Genomic DNA, 20,052 nt, shown 5'->3' with positions numbered 1-20,052 from the left:
GTGTTCTTGTAGCCGAAACGCTGCTGCAATTCGCCCCGCGCATAGGGGCTGATCACCATGCCGTTGCTTAGCGTGTAATCGCCATAGATGCCGGGCTCGAACTTGATCGCGCCAAAAGAAAGCCGGCTCTTGCCGAACTCGTTGCCGCCGCTGTCGGTGTAGGGATCGCCACGGAACGAAACGCCAAGCAGGCCGCCTCGCAGATCGAAACGGGTACGCTCGCCCAGCTTGAAGATGTGGCCGACCGATGCCGTCACCGCATAGCCCTGGGTGTCATAGCTGCCGGTGGTGCCGAGCACGCCGTTCGTCACATCGCTTCCGCCGATGAAGCCGGAAGCGGAGACCAGCGCGTAGTTGAAGTTCTTGCGGAACAGCGCGTAGCCGCCGAACATGCCGGCCTTGTTGGTGCCTTCGCCGATGGCGTCAAATCCCCGGAACCCGCCGAGGTTGACATCGGTCGAGGCATAGCCGGCGAAAACGCCGAGGTTCAGGCCATACTCATTGTCGAACTGGAAGTGTTTGGCGGCATTGAAATCCAGGCTGATGGCGGCCGAAAAATCATTGGCATCGAAGCTCGGGCCGGGGCCATTCAAACCACCGCCACTGATGTCGTAGCCGTCATGCTCGGTATGGGCGAACTGGCCGGAGGCGAAGACGCCGAAACTGGACGAAACCGGCACCATTGCACCCCCGGTTGCGGGCGAGAGGTTGAGGTCAGCATCGAGCGCATCACGGTTTATGCCGTAGAGAGCGTCGATTGCCACCGTGACAGCGCCGGCGTTGGTGGCGCTGGTGGGCGCCGCGGCAATACCGAAATTGGCCGGCGTGGCACGCAGGAACAAGCCATTCGGGCCAGCTACGATTTCATAGGTGAAAAGCGAACCCGGCGTGCCGGGAGTGCCTTCGACTTTGAAGGTCCCGGCAATCGGTCCGCCGGTCGAGACGATGAGCGGGATATCGGTCGCCTGGGCGAATTGCGGCGTGCCCAACAGATTGACGATGATGGTGTTGACGCCGGTGGCCGAAAACGGGTTGGCAACGAGTTGATCCGACTGAAGCGTCTGCTGGTTTATGTCGAGGCTGATCCTGGCGCCGTTGAGGGTGAGGCCGCCGAGCGTCGTCAAGACGTCGTCGGCGACACCGTCCTTCATGCTGATCAGCGAATTCGTCGTCGCGATGATCGAACCAGACATGGTGATGTTGCCGTTGATGAACAGCGTCGAGCCGTTGCCGAGGTTGAGCTGGTTGATGCCTTGCGTGCCACCGCTGAAGCGGAGCGTGGAAGCGTCGGCCGAAAAATTGTCGAAGCCGGTGAAGTTCTGGCTCTTGCCGCCGGCAGCGAGGTCGGTGCTGGTGACGGAACCATTGGCGCCCGTTCCGCTGAACAGGACCCCGTCGGCAAGGCTGAGCGGATCGACCGTACCCACATTGTCGATGATCAGCGTGTTGGCGCCGATTCCGGTGATGTTGCCGTCAATCGTGCCGCCGGAGAGATGGACGTGGTCTGCGTCGATGCCACCCTCGATGGTGCCGCCCGAAACTGAAACCTGGTCGAATCCGGCACCGCCGCTGACACTGCCGTGGATGGTGCCGCCGGAGACGGCTACGATATCATCACCGTCGTCGCCAGTTACGTTCCCAGTGATGGTGCCGCCGCTGACGGTCATCGTATCGTTGCCCGTGCCGCCGTTGACCGAACTGCCGATGGTGCCGCCCGAGATACTGATATGGTCATCGCCGTCATTGCCGGAAACCGACCCAGCGATCGTTCCGCCGCTGATGGTGATTGTATCGTTGCCGAGATCGCCGATGATTTGACCGGTTACTACACCGCCGGATACCAAAATCCGATCGTTGCCGTCATTGCCTTCGATGAAACCGTTTATCGTGCCGCCGCGCAGATCGATCGTATCATTGCCCGCGCCGCCGCTCACGGCGCCGCCGAGCGTGCCGCCGGTCATCAGGAAGCTGTCGTCGCCATCTTCCAGGCCGACAGAATCGGTGCCGTCCCCACCCTCACCAAGATCGACGCCAATACTGGCGTTGCCTGAGATCGTAACCTTGTCGTTCTGGCTGCCGGCGAAAATCGAACCGTCAATCCTGCCGCCGCTCACGTCAAAGGTGTCGCCGCCGCCACCGCCGAAAACCGAACCGGTCACACGGCCTGCGGTCATTTTGAAAATATCGGCGCCGTCGCCAAGGTCGACGATCCTCGGAGCTGCCGTCGTCCCGACGGTGCCGCCGTTGATGTTGACGGTGTCGTTGCCTTCGTTGCCGAATATGCTGCCGCCGATCGTGGCCTTGCCGCCGACCGTTATCGTGTCGTTTCCGATATCTCCATCGACGTAGAGATCGACCGCGGCATTGCCGTTGATCGTGATCTGGTCGTCGCCCGCGTTTCCGGTCACATAGCTGTGGATCGCGCCTCCGCTGATAACCAGCGTGTCGTTGCCACCGTCACCGCTCAGACTGCCTTCGAGGATGCCACTGGTCATGGTGAATTGGTCGGCGCCGTCGCCAAGCCCGATGGCACCTCCTGCTTCCGAATCGCCGTAAACTATGGCGCCGTTCTTGATGGTGACGATATCGGCGCCGCCATTGGTGAAAACAGATCCGGTGACAACGCCGCCGGCCCCATCGACGACGCTTGTATTGCTGCCAATGGTGATGGTGTCGATGCCATCTCCGCCGAAGACCGAACCGTGAATTTCACCGCCGGTCATCTCCAGCGAATTATTGCCTTCGCCAAGGTCGATGTCCTGAATGCTGCCGGCGTGGATGATGACCTTGTCATCGCCCGCCCCTGTATTGAGATTGGCCATGACGTTGGGGGCGAATGGCTCGCCTTCGGAATCCCCGTAGGACATCTCAAACTGGTCGTTGCCGCCAAGGAGTTGGACGGTCCCCGCTCCCGGCTCCAAGGTGGTCGTTACCTCCGACGTTATCGGCGGCAGGCCACTGACGTTGGGCGTAGCCGTAATGTTGTCCAGGATGCCGCCAACCATGTTTACAATGTCGTCGCCATTGCCGTCATAATTGTTGACGACGACAGTCGAAGAGCTGTTGTCTTGCCCTTGGTAACCCTTGAACCCTGTCGTGAATGCGCCGTTGATGTCCTGGACATTTCCGGTTGTTGTGCACTTGACCGTGACCGACGTCGTTTCGAACGTCGTCACGGCCGAGATGCCTGAGCCGACCGTTGTCGCGGTGCCGCTCGCGGCAGCGGAGCAGGCTGCCGCGCCAGATATTTGGAAAGTAGATGCTGCCGCCAACGCGAGCAGCGAAACACCTGCCAACTGATAGGCCTCGCGCGGCACTCTCATTCGACTCCACCTTACGAGAAATCGATACCGTCACGAATTAAGGCAATTAAGATAGGTCCCCGACCCATCTGATGGGGCTCGTCGACTTGCTTGACCTTGAGTGTACGTGGCGGGCTGCTCTGCGGCAATGGTTAGACGTTCGCCCTCGGACCACTATAAGGCCATCTGTGGCGAGAAGGTCACTATAGAAAAGCTCAAAGCGAGCTTTTTACACCCATGTTCACAGTTCAAAGGGCACATCTTAGAGATCAGAATAGGCCGCGGAAACGGTCAGGTCTCCCGCATGAGCAACCTTGCGATTGTAGCTTGCCCATATTTCGCCGCCACACTGCTGCGCCCAGCGGTGACAGAAAGAAAAATCGGTGGGCAAATCCACGTCCGGCGTCACGATCTTTGAAAACGGCGTCAGAAAGCTCTCGAACTGGGCGGTGTATTTGTTGTTTCTGTAGCGGGTCCGGTTCACCGTTTCGGGCAGTTTCTCAATTATGGTCGTCACGCAGTCACGGGAAATCAAAAAAATACCCGTGCCACATAGCGATACCCGGACAAAGCCGCCCATCTCCTGCCGCGGTTCAATGATGGTTCCGAGGAACTCCAAACTCCGTGCAAAGGCCTTGTCGAAGGGCAATTTCGACAGTGAGTGAAGTTTGCGAAGATCGACCAGGCGCCGGGGATACAAAGTGCCGACCACCGGCTTGTCCAGCGCCAGCATCGCCGCGATGAGATCGGGCGCAAAGCCCATGTCGCTGTCGATCATCAGGATGTGACTGCAATCCGGCTTGTTGTAGTAGAAATTGGTCAGCAGATAGTTCCGGGAAAACGGGATATCCGTGTACTCGATTTCCGACAGCGCGAAGGTGTAGCTGGACAGGCTCTTGTGGGTCAGGGCCGCGAAGAGGCTGCGAACGAAGACGCTTTTGTAGGCTGCTCCATAAACCGGCAGCGCAAGGTTGATCTTGATCGGCATCGCGTCCTCCTCAGTCCATCCGAGAGCATACAAACCCGTTTTCCCTATCTTTGACATGATTCTTGGTATAAATTTTTGCTGGCCTTTGGCGGCACGGGGTCCATACGCTCAGGCATGACTGTGTTTGCGTGGGGGGTGCGCTTCGAAGGTTGCAAGACCAGGATTGACGCAGACCGGAACGGGCATACTGATATGACCCATTGCCACAAACTCCTGCTTCGCATCCCGCTGCTTCTGCTTCTCGTGCTTCTTGGCTGGGCCGGCGCTCGCGCCGCGGTCGAGCAGAACCCGTCGCCGCAGCCCCGCAACCGGCTGGCGATCGTCATCGGCAATTCGAACTATCAAAGCACCCGCCTAGAGCATCTCCCCAACGCGGCAAACGATGCGACACGGCTTTCGGAGAGCCTGAAGCGGCTGAATTTCGAAGTCCTGACGGGAACCGATCTTTCGACCGAGGGTTTCGCCAAACTGCTTCGAGACGCCGATGCAAAGTTGCCGACCGCCAGTGCAGTTTTGATCTTCTATGCCGGCCATGGCGTGCAGTTGAATGGTGAAAACTACCTGCTCCCGGTCGATACGCCCGACCCCGAAAGCCTGGAAAAACTGGTGGCCAGCGCCATCAAGCTGAATGACGTCATCGCCAGGTACGCGCGCCGGGACCGCCAGACATTCATATTCCTGGACGCGTGCCGTAACAATCCGCTCGGTCCCGGCGCCGGTGCGGGCAATGGTCTGGCGCAAGTCGACGTCGGTGAAAACACGTTCGTTGCCTTTGCCACGCAGCCCGGCAATGTCACGGCCGATGGCGGCGGCGAGAACAGCCCGTTCACCGTTGCGTTGCTGAAGAACCTCGAGATCCCCGGACTGAGCGTCTCCGACATGATGATCCGCGTCCGCAATGAAACCGAAGCATTGACGGTCGGCCGTCAAGTTCCGTGGGATCAATCGAACCTGCGCGAGCAGTTCTATTTCACGGAGCAGCAGGCACTCGATCCGGCACAGTTGAGCGCAAGCCTTTCGCGAATTCTGGCGGACCCCATCGCCAAGAAGAGATTGCAGGTCGAGCTTGCCTCCAGCGACCTGCAAACTGCCGTGCTGGTCGTCGGGCAGACGTTGCGGTCGGTCGAGATTCCCGCACCATCAACCGGGGTACCTGAGCCGGTTGGCACTCAGGTCGCCAATCTGTCGCCAACTGAAAGCGTTGAAGATGCTCGCCAAAACGTCGTCTCCGGCCTCGAAACCCTCATTGTCGGCGCATCGCCGGGCGAAGCGGAAAAGGACAAGGCTGGCGATCTTGCGCGCAGCATTCAGACGGAACTTCGTCGCCTGGGTTGCTACCGGATGCAGGTTGACGGCGATTGGGGCACCGGCTCCATCCGCGCCCTCACCGACTATTACAAAAACACCAAACAGGTTACGTCGACGATGGAGCCGACCGTCGGACTGCTCGGCGATCTCTTTCTGCGCTCCGGCAGAATTTGCAAGCAGCCGGTCATCGTAAAGGCCAAGCCGGCTAAGGTCGCGTCGGATGCCGGCCCGTCGCAAACCGGCTCCGGCCGCAAGACCGCGAAACGCTCGCAGGCCGCCCCGCAACGCCCAGCAGCGCCCCCGCCGGACATTGGTGCGGGCATAGGCATTGGTGGCGTGTTCTAGGGATATTGGCGGTCAGGCGCGCTTCTTTGCCGCCCCTTGATTGCATGCTTATGGTGCCGACATTTGCGCTGACATCACGGAGTCCGGCCGCCACTTCGCTGTGCAAATCCGTGTCCGAACGACCCCGCCTAGACAATCCAATCGTGCAACGAGTAGGCATGGATGTAGTCGATCTGCATCTCCGCAGGTGTCGCAAGCCCGTCGGCGGGCGTTCCCGCGATGCCGCCAACCGCGAGATCGACCAGCATATACATCGGCTCGTGCATGTCGGCAGGCGTTGGGGCATGCGCGACTTCGACGTTGTCGAAATACCAGACGAGTTCGTTTTCCGTCCACAGCACCCCGTATTTGTGGAACCCTTCGGTATCCGCGACATAGGGCGTGGAGGATACTGTCGTATGAGTTCCCGTCTCGTTCGTGTGGCTTGTCAGAAGGAGCTTGTTTGGATCCTGACCGGTCATCTCTATGGCGTCCAGCTCCGGGGGCCAGGAGCCGTCCGCCGGCAGAAGCCAGAAGGCCGGCCACGCGCCCTGTTTTTCGGGCATGTCGGCCCGAATTTCGAAATAGCCATAGGTCTGCGCGAAGGAGTCGTGCGTCGTCAGCAAACCTGACGTGTATTGGTAGTTGTTTATGTAGGGCTTGATAGCGTCAGGGGCCTTGGCGGCGGTAATCGTGAGAACACCGTTCTCGATACTGAACGGCTTGACGGAACTCGTCGGGGCGTAGTTGGCATCGATATACCATTGAAGCTCGCCGTTGCCGGTGAGCGAGCTGCCGCTGGCGCCTCCCCACCAGAAGTTCGTGTTCCAGGTGCCGCTCGAGCCATTCCGCAGGTTCAGTGTGTTGAACTCGTCCGCGAAGGTGAGTTGCAGATGCGACCTGTCCAAGGCGAGATCGAACTGGCTTGCGGCGAACTGGTCGATCGTCTTGTTGGCGAAGACGAGGAACTCGTTGCCGGACAGATCAAGTCGGACATTCGCTCCCGACTGGACCATGTTGGCGTGCACCTGCTCGAAGGAGGTGAAGCCGTAGCTCCCGACGCGCACCGTATCGTCGGCGCTGAAGTCCAGGATCAGGTCACTACCGTTGCCGGGGGCGACGACGAAGATGTCCGCCCCGGAGCCGCCCTTGAGAACGTCGTCCCCCTTCAAACCGTCGAGCGTCTGTTGGCCGGACCCGCCGGTGATGATGTTGTTCAGGTCGTTTCCGAAAGCATAGTGCTTGTCGCCCGTGACCGTGAGGTTTTCGAAATGCGCCGGGAGCCTGTAGTTCATCCAGGTCGAGATGGTGTCGACACCCTCGTTGGCCAGCTCGACCGCCTTGTTCTTCGTGGAATACAGATAGTAGATATCATCGCCCTTCCCGCCATACATCGTGACGCTGACGTTGCCGTCGCCATAGAGCGAGTCGTTGTAGATGCTGCCATAAAGCGCCGGGCCTGAATTCGTGGCCGAGTACCATTTTGTCGAGGATCCGCTGTAGGGGAGTGGAACGCCATAGGCGTTCAGGACGGTGGTCATTGTGGTCTTGCTCCTCGACTCGATGCCAGCCACAGCATCTATGGAGGGTACGAGAAGCCAATGTCTTTTTTGGTCTTCGACTTAGGAGGGTTACCGAAAGCTTAACGCCAGCTTACTGCTGTTCCGCAAACACCCGATCACCATCCCAAGCCCACGGGCGCGCTCGCCGCCCGCGGTGACGGCCTCGAGCCTCTTTGCCATGTTGCGCGACGTTGGCTTTCAAATCGATCGGGACGAGAGCTGGGGCAAACGCCTTCTGGTGGACGCTTCATCAACCACCATGGCTAGGACGAAGATGGGCCTTGCCTACGGGCTCGTACCCACCTGAGGGATCGGCAGCCAACATCGATCAAGTGCGGCAGCGCGTGGGCATCTACACAAAAACGTCATTGTACCCGAACCCCTTGTAGCAGCCACCTGCTACCGGCGACCCGAACTTAGGTGCTATGTGATATGGGTGGCGAACCTCACCGAGGCGAGGTAGGGTTCACCTCAAGAGAAGAAAAAGTGAGCCGTACCCTCGGCCAAGCCGAGCGAATCTGGGAGGATTCATGGTTGAGATCATCTCCAAGCGGGATGGCCCGCGGCGCGAGGATGTCCAGGTCAAAAGACTGATCGAGCAGAACCGCTCGACCATCGTCCGTCTTGCCGACCAGATCAGCGGCGGCGGCTATTCGGCTTCGAGACAGCCACGCCAGCAACCCAAGGCGGAAGGCCTGATCATCCATGTCGGCGGTAGCGCGGCAACCGCCTCCGAAGCGAGCCCGTCCATCCGTGTTACCATGAACGGCCGTGTGATCTCCAAGGATCAGAACACCGGCCGTCAGCTTCATCATATCGGCGACGTCCGCAACCGGAATGGCGACCAGATTTTCGTCCTGGCAACGAGGCAGAACGGGTTTTTCTCGCCCATCGACGAAACCATCGCCGAGGCCCTTGCCGAACTGGATGGATCCCGGCTCACCGCGACCTATACCGAAGACCAGCTTGCCGCCGACATCGGTGCGAAACTCGGCATCGACTGACGACCGGCATTCGGGCGTCCCTGCGCGTCCAATCCGCGACAGCATACAGAAATGGCATACCTCAAAGGTACTGTGATGGCTGAATGAGACACGCGAACGGCCCCGATCAGACGAAGACCGATGCTCTTCCGGCGCGCCCTGCAATGGCTACCGGACAATTGTTCCTGGACAACATCGACTATGACGAGCGCGCCACCATGCGCGCCTGGGAGAGTTTTCTTTCCGACGAGCCGACTTGCGCCCGCGATCCGGTCCACGTCCGCTCGCTGATCCACGATTCCTGGTACCGCAGCGCCACCGGCGGCATCAATGCGCAGGGCATCGAAGCGCCGCTGAGCAGTGATCGAAACGAGATCGAATACCTGACCCGCGCCAATGCCGAACTGCTTTCGGCGGCGAGGCGGTCATTCGCGTCGCTCGGCCAGTTGCTGGACGGAACGGGAGCGATGCTGGTGCTTGCCGACAGCGATGGCGTGCTGATCGACGCCATCGGCGACAAGAAGACACTGCATGACGGCATGGACATCCATCTGGCCGTCGGCGGCAAATGGAACGAGGATGCCGTCGGAACCAACGGCATCGGCACCGCGCTGTGGACCGGCCAACCGATATTCGTCCACGCGGCCGAACATTTCTGTGCCGGCATCAAGTCCTGGACCTGTGCCGGCGCCCCGATCCGCGATCCCCTGGACGGCAAGATCATCGGCGTTGTCGACCTGTCGGGCTATTCGCCGATCTTCCGGCCGCACAACACGGCGCTCGTCGCAGCCACCGCCAGGCAGATCGAAAAGGCTCTCGCCGAACAGCAGCAGGAGCAGCGCACGCGCCTGCTCGAAGCCTTTATTTCCTCGGCGCCCAGCTACCGCCGGAAAGATGGGTTGGTGATTGTCGATCATCGTGGCCGCGCGATTTTCTGCAACAACGTGCCCAACGGCGACGCGACGGAGATGATGGACGGACCGATGGAGCCGGGCCGCGGTCGCTGGCTGATGAACCTGCCGGCCTCAGGCTCGGAGACCGATCTCGCCAACGCGCTGCCGGCGCATCTGCGATCTTGCCATGTCACGCCGCTGAAGCTGGATGGCGACCTTCGTGGCGCCGCTCTGGTGTTTCCCTCCGTACCGGCCGTCTCCAGCATGACGGTGATGCGTCGGGAGGGGGACAAACACCTGCAGGCAGCCGCAGCGATGATCATCGGCGAAAGCGAAAAATTGCTGGCCGCCGTCGATATCGCTTCCCGGGTGGCCGGATCGAACGGTGTTACCTCGCTGCTGATAGAAGGCGAAACCGGTGTCGGCAAAGAGCTGTTTGCACGGCTTGTCCATGCCGGCAGCCGGCGCACCGAAAACGACCCGTTCATCGCCATGAACTGTGGCGCAATCACCAAGGAACTGTTCGGCAGCGAATTGTTCGGCCACGTGGGCGGAGCCTTTACCGGAGCTTCGCGGGACGGCAAGCCGGGCATCTTCGAACTCGCCAATGGCGGCGTGCTCAGCCTTGACGAAATCGGCGAGTTGCCGCTCGAAATCCAGCCATTCCTGTTGCGTGTCCTGGAGGAGCGCGTGGTTCACCGCATCGGCGACTCGAGGGGCCGGCCGGTGGACGTGCGACTGGTCGCCTCGACCAATCGCGATCTCAAGCAGGAAGTCGCGGACGGACGCTTCCGCAGCGATCTCTATTACCGCATCGGCGCGGTCTCGATTCATGTCCCGGCGCTGCGCGAGCGCGGCGACGACGTGCTGTTGCTGGTCGAGCATTTCAATCGTCAGATCGCAAGACTGGCGGGCACTGATCCGTTGGCGTTTTCAAACGAGGCACTCGACGCGCTGCTGGCCTATCGCTGGCCGGGCAATGTGCGCGAATTGAAGAACCTGGTCGAGCGCCTGCATATACTGGCGCGCGACGGCACGATCGGACTCCAGGACCTTCCTGGAGAAATCAGTGCGGACAATCGCAACACCATGGCCATGCACAGCGACCATCCCACGACCATGCTGGAAGCACCCGTGTGTACATTCGAGGATGGAGAACGACAGGCGATCAAGAATGCGCTTGTCGTGGAGGGCGGCAATCTCAGCAAGGTCGCGCTGAGGCTCGGCATTTCGCGGCCGACGCTTTATCGCAAACTCGGCCAATACGGCATCCGGCGCGGTTTCCTCTAAAGCGCGTCGCGGGTCACTTTTGGGCGACATGCACTAGATCCAATCATCGGCAAAAAACCCGCGGCATTCGCGCCGCGGGTCGGGGAAAGTTCGGCGACCGAAACCGCCTTCAGGGCACGATGACGCCGCGGCCGGTGAACCGGCGGTTCTTGAAATCGTCGAGCGCGGTGTTGATGCTGGCGAGATTGTACTCGGTGTAGTGCATCTTCACCTTGCCGTCGGCGTTGAGCTCCATCAGTTCGACAAGCTCGGTGAAATTGCCAACCAGGCTGCCGCCGATATTGATCTCCTCGATGACGAGATGCGCGGTCGGTACGTTGATGTTACCGCCATAGCCGACGACGAACAGCTGCCCGCCCTTGCGCACCATCTTCCAGCAGATGTTCTCGACACCGAGTTCGCCGACGAAGTCGATCACCACATGCGCGCCGCCGCCGGTGATCTGGCTGACCTCCTCGACGACGTTTGGCCCGCCATCGAGGATGAAGTCGGCGCCAAGGTCCTTGGCCAGCACCCGCGCCGCCGGCTCGCGATCGACGGCGATGATGCGGCATCCCGAAATCGCGTGCAGCGATTGCAGCGCGATATGACCGAGCCCGCCTATGCCGAGCAGCACGCAGTAACTCCCCGGCCGCAGCAGCTTTGCGGCGCGCTTGGCGGCGCGGTAAGCGGTGATGCCGGCATCGGCCAGCGGTGCCACTTCGATCGGCGTGATGTTGGCATTCAGCTTGATCAGCGAACGCTCGCTGGTGATGAAATATTCGGCGAAGCCGCCATTCATGCCAAGGCCGGGGAACTGGCCGTTGTCGCAATACATGTCCTCGCCATGGCGGCAGTTGAGGCAGATGCCGCATGAGCGGAAGGGGTGGCAGATCACGGCGTCGCCACGCTTGACCGATCTGACGCCGCTGCCAACCTCCTCGACCCAGCCGGCATTCTCGTGGCCCATGATGTAGGGCAACAGCGTGCCTTCGGGATCCATGGTCGGCTTCCACACGCCCTCGATGATGTGCAGGTCGGTACGGCAAAGGCCGGCGGCACCGACCCGCACGATCACCTCGTCGGGCGCGGTGATCGTCGGCGCCTTGACCTCCTCGATCCTGAGCTGGACGTTCATCTTCGGATCGTATTCGTACAGTCTGGCAGCTTTCATGGCTGTATCCTTTCAAAATGTCTGGATTGCTTCAGGCGCGGCCGAGCTTTTCGGAGCCGCCGCCACGTGCCGGTCCGGCCGTCGGATCCTCAGCCTCGGCGAGATCGCCAATCAGCGTTTCGGTGGTCAGGATCAGCGTCGCCACGGAAGCCGCGTTGGCGAGTGCTGTGTAGGTGACGCGGACGGGATCGATGATCCCCGCCTCGAACATGTTCTGATACGCGCCGGTTGAGGCGTTGTAGCCGTAGCCGCCGTTGATGCGGGTGACCTCGACCACGACGGCTTCGGGATCGGCGCCGGCATTGGCGGCGATGCGCCACAGCGGTCGCGACAGGACCGAGCGCACCAGGCGCACGCCCTCGGCGACATCGCCATCGACGCCAGCCGCGACCTTGTCGAGCAGCGGCGCGATCTGCGCGAGTGCCGAACCGCCGCCGGCGACGACGCCCTCTTCGGATGCGGCGCGCACCGCATTCAAGGAATCCTCGATCAGCTGGATGGTCCGCTTCTGCTCGACCGGTGTGACACCGCCGGCATAGAGGATCGCGGTGCCGCCGGAGAGCTTGGCCAGGCGTTCGCGCAGCTTGTCCTGGTCGATGTTCGGCTGCGAGGCTTCGTACTGCCGCTGCACCTGGGCGCGGCGCGAAGCGATTGCGGCATGGTCGCCGCCACCGCGAATGATCGAGGTGTAGGACGAACTGGTCTTCACCCGGTCAGCGGTACCGAGATCCTCGGCAGTGACGTCCTCGAGCCGGCCGCCGAGATCGCGGGCGATCACCTTGCCGCCGGTGATGATGGCCAGATCCTCCATCATCGCCTTGCGCCAGTGGCCATATTCCGGCGGATGGACGACGAGGTACCGTCCCGGTCCCTGCTTGCCGAGCAGCGTCACCACCACTTCCGGCGACATTTCCTCGGACACGACCAGCAGCGGCCGGCCGGCCTCGTCGGCAATGCGGCGAACCGCATCGAGTTGTCCGGGCTCCTTGATCTTGAGATCGGTCATCAGGATGTAGGGCCGTTCGAGAACAGCCTCCATCTTCTCCTGGTCCGTCATCATGTGATGCGAGAGATAGCCGCGTTCGAAAGACATGCCCTCGACGACATCGAGCGTGGTCTCGGTGGTGACGCTGAAGTCGGTGGTGATGACGCCTTCGGCGCCCACCCGCCGATGGGCTTCCGCCACCAGCGCGCCAAGCGTGGTGTTGGTCGCCGCGATGTTGGCGACCGAGGCCAGGATGCCGTTGCCCTTGGCCGGTTTGGCCGAAGCCTTGAGCGCCGCCACCACCGCCGCCACGGCAAGGTCGATGCCCTTGCAGAGATCAACGGATTTCACCCCGCGCTCATTCGCCTCGACGCCGCCCTGGATCAGCGCGTTGGCGAGCACGATGGCCGTCGTGGTGCCGTCGCCGGCGATCTCGTTGGTCTGCATCGACACTTCGCGGACGACCTGTGCGCCCATGTTTTCGAAACGGTCGTGCAGTTCGATCTCGGAGGCGATGCTGACACCGTCGCGGGTCACCATCGGCGTGCCGATCGGCCGGTCGATCATGGCGTTCATGCCTTTGGGGCCGAGCGTCGGCTCGACGGCGGCGGCGAGCCGGAAGACGCCACGGGCGAGAGCACGGCGGGCCTCGGAATTGTGAAGCATTATCTTGGGCATGATTCCTCCTTCCGCCTTACGGGCGGGTTGTTGGTTAGGGGCCTCGTGCGAGGGAGGCCGTTGCTGTCAGTTCTGCTTCAGGCGGTCGGTGCGGTCGTGGCCGGCACGCGATCCAGAATGAAATCGACCAGCGTCGGTTCGCCGTCGATCACATCCAGTTCCTTGTATCTGGTCTGTTTGAGCCCCCGGCACAGCGCGCCGTTGAACTCCATGTTGATGCGCACACCGCGCAACTCGGCGAGATGGGCACCGAGTGCGCCAGGCGGTATGCGCTGCCCTTCCCATGTCACGAAGACGGGATCATCCACCCGGCGATCGGGAAACCGCTCGAGCAGAGCCGCCCTGTATCTCGGCTTCTGCTTGGCCGCCTCGCCCGGCTCGAACCGTGCGACATCGTATGCCGGCAGGTCCATGCCGAGGATTTCGCGATCGGTCAGACCGTGCTGCCGCAGGCCGCGCAAAACCCCCTCCTGGCGCCGCTTGAACGCCTTCATCCTGAAGGTCTCACGCAAGGCGCCGAGATCCTGATCCTCGGCAAGCACGGCGAAGATGTCGCCGAACGTCTTGCCGGCCTCCATGCCGCGATTGACCTCTTCCGCGAACATGTGGTCGTGCAACTTGACGCGATAGGCCGGCGCCCAGGAGAGCTGGTCGAGCGCCTTGCGCACGCCGTCCAGCATCAGGAACGCGAAGTTGGGCGAGCACCAGTAGGTCGGCAGGCGGAAGTCTATCTCCACGCTGCCTTCGCCCGTGACCTGCGCCCGCTCGACGAAGCCAATCTCGGTGACGGGTTCGTCAAGTTCCGGGTCATTGACCTCACCAAGGCGCCGCCAGAGTTCCTTCTCGCGGCCGTCGGAAACGCTGGCGGTTGCCATGGCCCCTACTCCGCCGCGATGCTGAAGGGCGTGCTGGCGAGCGCCTTCTTCTTGGCTTCGACATCGATGTTGTAGAGACGCGCGGCGTTGAGGCCGAGGATCTTCTCCTTGATCTCGTCGGTCAGTTGCACACCCCGTTCGGCCGCGATGTCCTGCGGGATCTGGTAGGCCCAGAATTTCTCGACCAGCCAGCGCGGCGTCCAGATAGCATAGTCGGAACCGAACAGGATCTTCTCCGGCCCGAGCCAGAACAGCAGCTCGGCGATGACCTCGCCGAAATAGCGCGGGCGCGCGTGGATGAACGGCAGCGCCACCGCCAGCCCGCCATAGACATTGGTCTCCTGCGTCGCGATCCAGCAGAAATCGTCGAGGCGCGGCAGGCCGCAATGCTCGATGATCCAGTTGAGGCCCTGGAAATCCGTCGCCGCATGGTCGACGTCATGGACATCGAATGCATCCTTCGAGAGCGGCAGGATGGTCGGGCCCTTATGGACGTGAATGTTCCTGATGCCGAGCTTGTCGCAGAGTTCGAAGCATTTGTAGGCATCGGGATCGGTGAGCTTCCAGCCCTTGGAAGCGCCGTTCCATTCGGCCGTGTACATCTTCACGCCCTTGACGTTGTAGGTCTCCTTGAGGAAGTGGATGTATTCCAGCGCCTTCTCGCCGTCACGCGGATCGAAAGCGCCGTTGACGATGAAACGCTCGGGATAGCGCTTGGCCACCTCGGCGTTGCGCTCGATCGTGTTGAAGCCGTTCTTGTAGAAGTCCTTGAGATAGGTCGACTGCACGATCGCCACATCGTCGGGACCGTCTATGAACAGGTCGCGATAGAGATCGTCGGCGCTGTATTTCTCGAACTTGCTCTTCTCCCACAGCTGGTCCTTCGGGCTCAAGCCCGTGTGATAGGCATAGAAGCACTCGATGAACTGCTTGCCGTGGATATTCTTCTGGTTTTCCGGGCTGCCGTCCCAGAAATGGGTGTGGCCGTCGACCACGAAAATGTCCTTGCCTTCCGGTGTCCTGTACATTCTTGCCTCCACAATGATCGCGTTGACGGGTTCGGCGCGCCGCATGCAACGGCGCGCCAGATTTTTGGCGGCTATTCGATGTATTCGAACATCTCGTCCATGTTGCCGAACAGGATCACGGTGTTGTCGTCGACGCGAACCATGCGGCCGTAGTGGGTGGAGGTGTTGACCTCGAAGGTCTCGGCTGAGATCTCGCGGCCCAGATATTCACCGATCGCATCCATCTTGAAGATCAGTTTGCCATCGCCGTCGATACGGATCAGCGCCGGCTGGTAGGTGATCGTCACCCCCGGCTTCTGGCCCATGAATTCGGCGATGGCGCGAGCCTCGACCGAGTCGTTCATGGTGACGCCGCACTGATGCGAAATCGTCTGCTCGAAGGTGATGTCCTTCATCGCCTTGAAGATGTTGGAATGCGTTGCGTCGCGTGCTGCTAGTGACATGACAAAATTCTCCTGTTTCAGCGCTTGAGGCCAAGTTCGCCGAGGATCTGGCCAATCCGTTCCTCGGATTTGGCGCGGACATCGACGAACGCGACGGGCTTGGAATGCGGCATCGACCAGATCGGCTGCAGGCCGATGGCTGCCTTGTCGGCGAGCGCGCCGTGTTTCTTGACCCAACCCTGGAAGAGCTTGCGGTTGGCGGCGCCATGCGTCTCGTCATTGGCGAGCATGTGGATGAGGTCGATCGTGTTGGCGAGGTTGCGCTCGTAGTCGGCCTCGGCCGCCGAAATCACCGCCGGCGTGATGAAGTCGTGGTTGGCGGCGGCGATCTGCATCAGGAAGCCGGAGCGGAACACTTCGCCTACCAGCGGCTCGAAGACGATGTTGATGGCGAAATACTGCTCGAGATAATCGGTCGCGCCCATGATGGTTTCGACCGCTTCGCGCGTCCCTTGCCAGTTCTTGTCCTCGAGCCAAGCCTTCTTGCCGAGTTCGTCGTCCCAGTCGGGAAGGTCCATGCCGATCTCGGCAAGGTAGAGCGTGATGTCCTGGGCAAGCCTTAGCTTGTAGGACGAGTTGGTCAGCGTCGCGTTGTTGATCATCTGGGTGTAGCCGTAGCGCTGCGCCTGCATCAGCGAGGTGCCGAGCCCGAATTCGGCGTGTTTCCAGGCGCCGAGCTGCGTCTGCAGGATCTTGACCCAGGCCTTGTCGAAGGTCTTCGGCGCACCCGACTTGCGGGCATTGTTGATGACGCTCTGCACCATCGTCTCGATCTTCGACTGGCGTTGGTAGTGCGTGCGCTCCCATTCCTGGTCGGGGGCGCGGAAGGCATGCCAGTTGGAGCTCTGGGCGGCGGTGTTCTGCTTGACATAGGCGCCCTTGCCGTCGGCGAAGGAGATGATCCAGTCCTGGATCAGGTAGCGTTCCGGGTCGGGCTGAACGTCGACCGTCATATCCTCATAGTGGGTGGCGCGCTGGCCTTTCGGGTCGAAATACCGGTATTTCCGGCTATCGGAATCGGCGAAGATCGCCGCGCCGGCGGCTCCGGATCCGACTGAACTCGAGGTTGCAGGCATAGTCTCTCTCCCTTGTTGCAGTTGTGGTTGGCTTGGCACGGCCGCCCTCAATGGGCCGGCGTTGCACCTGCCGACGTGGTGAACTTGTCGAAGAAGATCCGCTCCGTTTCGAACCCGTTCATGAACAGGACCGGCTGCAGCGCATCGATCATCGGCGGCGGGCCACAGGCATGGACATCACCCTGCCCGTCGACCGCCAGTTGCTTGAGCTTGGCGTCGACGCTCTGGTGCACGAAGCCGCGTTCGCCTTGCCATTCGGCGTCGTCATCGGCGTGCGACAGCACGGGAATGAAGGTGACGTCGGAATGATTGCCGACCAGCTCGGCGATCCTGTCGAGATAGAACAGGTCGTTGCGGGTGCGGGCACCGTAGAAGAAATAGACCGGACGTTTCTCGCCGCTCTTCAGGTGGTCGTTGAGGATCGACCAGATCGGCGACATGCCCGATCCGGCGCCGACCAGGATCAGGGGTCCTTGCCGTTCGTCGCGGCGGAAACAGGTTCCGTAGGGTCCGACGACGGTGACTTCGGCTCCGGCCCTGATGCCTCCGGAATCGAGTTCTCCCGAGAACTTTCCCTCAGGGTATTTTTTGATGATGAAGGAGAGTTTTTGGGTTTGGTCCGGCGTATTTGCCATGGAGAACGAGCGCGTAATCGTCTCCCCTTTTTGCGTGGTAACCGTGATGTCGACATATTGCCCCGCCCAAAACTTCATCGGGGAGCCGAGTTCGATCTCGATGCCGCGAATGTCGTGGGTCAGCTGCTCGATCCGAGCAATCCGGCCCTTGTACGTTTTCACGGCGATCGCTTTCGCCAAAATCTCCTCGTCGTAGTTGAGAAGCTCGACTTCCAGGTCGGAGTAGGCGATGCAACGGCACAACAGGACGTGGCCGCTTTCCTTCTCCATGTCGTTCAGTGCGAAAGTCGAGTATTTCAGCATGTCGACTTCGCCTTCGAGCAACACGCTCTTGCAGGCCGAGCACTGCCCTTCCTTGCAACCGTGCGGCAGCGCAATGCCCTGGCGGAACGCGGCGTTGAGCACCGTTTCGCCATTCTCGACCTCGAATTCGACGCCGACCGGGCTCAGCCTGACCGTGTGGGTTTCCGACATACGGACCTCCAGTGAAAGGTAGGGGCGGGACGAACCCGCCCCCCTTTGGCCTGATCAGTTGCAGGGATTGATCGTGAAGCCGGCCCGGTATTCCGCCAGGTGCTTCTCACGGTCGGCGGGCGACATGGCACGCAGCGCGTTGAGCGGCGATCCGAGCGTGTTGCCGCGCACATCGTCGAGCGTCCACATCTCCTTGTCGTCGAAGCGCAGATGCGGCTGCGGAACCAGCGTCTTGCCATCGGAGCGGACGAAGTTCAGGTCCTTGATGGCATCGGCCAGATCCCAGCCGTCATAGAGCGTCTCCCACTCGCGCTTGCCGCTGAAGCGGCCCATCGCAGGCGTCGGACGGCCCTGATACTCGTCGGCGAAGGCGACAGTTGCGGTCCAGCGGTCGAGCTCATGGGCGAAGGTGTAGAGTTCGCCATTGATCTCGCCGACCACAATGTCCTCGCGGATCAGGCAGGGAACGAGGCACGACCAGCAGCGGTGCGGATAGACGTAGCCGACGTCGCTGTTGAACAGCAGCACCTTCTCGCCCTTGTGGCTGAGCTTGGCGTACCATTTCCAGAAGTCGCCGAATTCGGCGTACCAGCCCGGATATTTGTGCTCGAACCACTCGAAGTCCTTGTCGGTCTGGGCTTCGATGCGCCAGAAATTGACCGGCCAGCCAACCGCGAAGAACTGCCCGACCTTGTGGACATAGTTCTTCTTGGTGATGCGTTCCCAGGCCGCCTGGACGTCGTCGTGATGGACCTTGATGCCGTATTTCTCGAGCGGCAGCATGTAGGTGCGGTAGTAGTCCTCATAGATCCAGCGGTGCCACATTTCCGCGTAGGACTCCTTGTTCTTGTCGCGGTTGGTGGTGCCGTATTCGATGAAGGTGCCGATGGCGGCATCGACGATCGCGTGGTTCTGCCAGAAGGCGTAGCGCAGGTCGCGCTCGAGCAAGAGATGGTTCTCCGGCTCCTTGAGCGCCGCCATCAGCAGCGAGTGGCCGTTGCCGATGTGCCGGCTCTCGTCGGATTGCACCGACAGGAAGACGGTCGGAAGCGCATAGTCACCGTTGCGGGCGGCCTCCGAAGGCATGGCGACGAACAGTGTGTTGGTGAAGGCGGTTTCGGCCACCACGGTCAGGTACATGCAGGCGGCGGTCATGGTGTCGCCGGTGATGAAGCCTTCGGCGAACTGTCGGCCGATGGTTGTGGCGTAGCACTTTCCGAAGGCTTCCTCGGTGATGTCGAAGCCTGCCGGATCGATGTAGTTCTCCATGTACCATTTCTTCAGGTTCATCTGGATCGTCGAGTGACGGAACTCGTCGATCATCTGCATGGTGAAGCCGGTTCTGAGTTCCTCGCCAGGTGCGATGCGGGCGACCATCGCCATCGAGCGGGCGGCGGAGATTTCCGGGAACGGAATGATGGCCAGGAAGAGCTTCATCCACTCGACCCAGCGCGGTTCGACGTTGCGGAACATGTCGCCGCGCAATGCCGCATCGAGCGCGCCATAGACGCGGTTGTCCTTCTCTTCCTGCATCGGGAAGTAGGACCGCAGGACCTGCTTCATCGGATCGCGCGGCGTCTTGTTGATCTTGTAGTCGGTCGGAAATGTCATCGCTTCCTGCACGTAGGAAGGATTCCAGCCGAGATCGGCAATCTTCTTGGTCGCCTCGCCGACGGAAATTCCGCGTTGCGAGGTAATCTTGTTGAGCGTCAGAGACGTCATGGTCATAAGCCTCCACCAGGTTTGGGCCGCGGGTCCCTTGACCCCGGCATGAAGCGGCACAAAGCACCGCCAGTGAGAGTGCGAACGGCATGACAAAGGGTTGCGCATCAAGGCGCGACTCATGGTCCGGCCATTCAAGTGGATCGCGGCAAAGGTTTTCGAGGCGTCTGGCAGGGACCCGCGGCGCCAACCGCAATAGCGATGGGCGTATCGAAGCGGAATTTGTCTCTGCTTCCTCCGTTCCTTCGTTCTTTTGGCACCGCGCCAAGCGCGATGGGCTTCTTGTGAAATGAACAATGCAAGCGTCGTGCCAGTTTGAAAACGAGGTTCGCG

At 61.0% G+C, this 20,052-nt stretch carries 14 protein-coding genes; 3 read left to right on the top strand and 11 right to left on the bottom strand.

Going from position 1 to position 20,052, the window contains the following annotated elements; genetic code table 11:
* Together AC1DZU_RS28690 and AC1DZU_RS28685 are read right to left on the bottom strand one after the other, a co-directional pair.
* On the bottom strand, nt 1-3,323 hold a 3,323-nt coding region (locus AC1DZU_RS28690; protein WP_477289953.1), incomplete at its 3' end, for a hypothetical protein.
* 241 nt (nt 3,324-3,564) lie between these two features.
* The gene (locus AC1DZU_RS28685; protein WP_477289952.1) at nt 3,565-4,290 is read right to left on the bottom strand and encodes a hypothetical protein; all 726 of its coding nucleotides are present in this window, start codon (nt 4,288-4,290) and stop codon (nt 3,565-3,567) included.
* 75 nt (nt 4,291-4,365) lie between these two features.
* Here AC1DZU_RS28685 and AC1DZU_RS28680 point away from each other — a divergent pair, with 75 nt between their 5' ends.
* Nucleotides 4,366-5,943, top strand: coding sequence for a caspase family protein (locus tag AC1DZU_RS28680; RefSeq protein ID WP_477289951.1), 1,578 nt, complete (start codon nt 4,366-4,368; stop codon nt 5,941-5,943).
* A 128-nt stretch (nt 5,944-6,071) separates the two neighbouring features.
* Here AC1DZU_RS28680 and eglC read toward each other — a convergent pair whose 3' ends face one another.
* Nucleotides 6,072-7,463, bottom strand: a complete 1,392-nt coding sequence (gene eglC / locus AC1DZU_RS28675; protein WP_477289950.1) for an endo-1,3-1,4-beta-glycanase EglC — start codon at nt 7,461-7,463, stop codon at nt 6,072-6,074.
* 551 nt (nt 7,464-8,014) lie between these two features.
* Here eglC and AC1DZU_RS28670 point away from each other — a divergent pair.
* Together AC1DZU_RS28670 and AC1DZU_RS28665 are read left to right on the top strand one after the other, a co-directional pair.
* The gene (locus AC1DZU_RS28670; RefSeq protein ID WP_477289949.1) at nt 8,015-8,488 is read left to right on the top strand and encodes a hypothetical protein; all 474 of its coding nucleotides are present in this window, start codon (nt 8,015-8,017) and stop codon (nt 8,486-8,488) included.
* Nucleotides 8,489-8,571: 83 nt separating this feature from the next.
* Nucleotides 8,572-10,650, top strand: coding sequence for a sigma-54-dependent Fis family transcriptional regulator (locus tag AC1DZU_RS28665; protein ID WP_477289948.1), 2,079 nt, complete (start codon nt 8,572-8,574; stop codon nt 10,648-10,650).
* Nucleotides 10,651-10,759: 109 nt separating this feature from the next.
* Here AC1DZU_RS28665 and AC1DZU_RS28660 read toward each other — a convergent pair whose 3' ends face one another.
* From AC1DZU_RS28660 to AC1DZU_RS28625, 8 genes are all read right to left on the bottom strand, one after another.
* Nucleotides 10,760-11,803, bottom strand: coding sequence for an NAD(P)-dependent alcohol dehydrogenase (locus AC1DZU_RS28660; RefSeq protein WP_111547135.1), 1,044 nt, complete (start codon nt 11,801-11,803; stop codon nt 10,760-10,762).
* A gap of 31 nt (nt 11,804-11,834) precedes the next feature.
* Nucleotides 11,835-13,466 (bottom strand): chaperonin GroEL, encoded by a 1,632-nt coding sequence (gene groEL, locus AC1DZU_RS28655; protein ID WP_477289947.1) that lies wholly within the window; start codon nt 13,464-13,466, stop codon nt 11,835-11,837.
* Nucleotides 13,467-13,543: 77 nt separating this feature from the next.
* On the bottom strand, nt 13,544-14,341 hold the full coding sequence (locus AC1DZU_RS28650) for an iron-sulfur cluster assembly protein (protein WP_477289946.1): 798 nt from the start codon (nt 14,339-14,341) through the stop codon (nt 13,544-13,546).
* Nucleotides 14,342-14,346: 5 nt separating this feature from the next.
* The gene (locus AC1DZU_RS28645; RefSeq protein ID WP_477289945.1) at nt 14,347-15,369 is read right to left on the bottom strand and encodes an amidohydrolase family protein; all 1,023 of its coding nucleotides are present in this window, start codon (nt 15,367-15,369) and stop codon (nt 14,347-14,349) included.
* Between the two features lie 71 nt (nt 15,370-15,440).
* The gene (locus AC1DZU_RS28640; protein ID WP_096455128.1) at nt 15,441-15,812 is read right to left on the bottom strand and encodes an MmoB/DmpM family protein; all 372 of its coding nucleotides are present in this window, start codon (nt 15,810-15,812) and stop codon (nt 15,441-15,443) included.
* Between the two features lie 17 nt (nt 15,813-15,829).
* Complete coding sequence (locus tag AC1DZU_RS28635; RefSeq protein ID WP_111547139.1) at nt 15,830-16,888, bottom strand: aromatic/alkene monooxygenase hydroxylase subunit beta; 1,059 nt, start codon at nt 16,886-16,888, stop codon at nt 15,830-15,832.
* A 47-nt stretch (nt 16,889-16,935) separates the two neighbouring features.
* On the bottom strand, nt 16,936-17,997 hold the full coding sequence (locus AC1DZU_RS28630; protein WP_477289944.1) for a 2Fe-2S iron-sulfur cluster-binding protein: 1,062 nt from the start codon (nt 17,995-17,997) through the stop codon (nt 16,936-16,938).
* 54 nt (nt 17,998-18,051) lie between these two features.
* Nucleotides 18,052-19,725, bottom strand: coding sequence for an aromatic/alkene/methane monooxygenase hydroxylase/oxygenase subunit alpha (locus tag AC1DZU_RS28625; protein WP_477289943.1), 1,674 nt, complete (start codon nt 19,723-19,725; stop codon nt 18,052-18,054).
* Between the last annotated feature and the right edge of the window lie 327 nt (nt 19,726-20,052).

The organism is Mesorhizobium sp. P2_A12, assembly GCF_056405075.1.
This window is presented reverse-complemented; position numbering and strand designations above follow the sequence as displayed.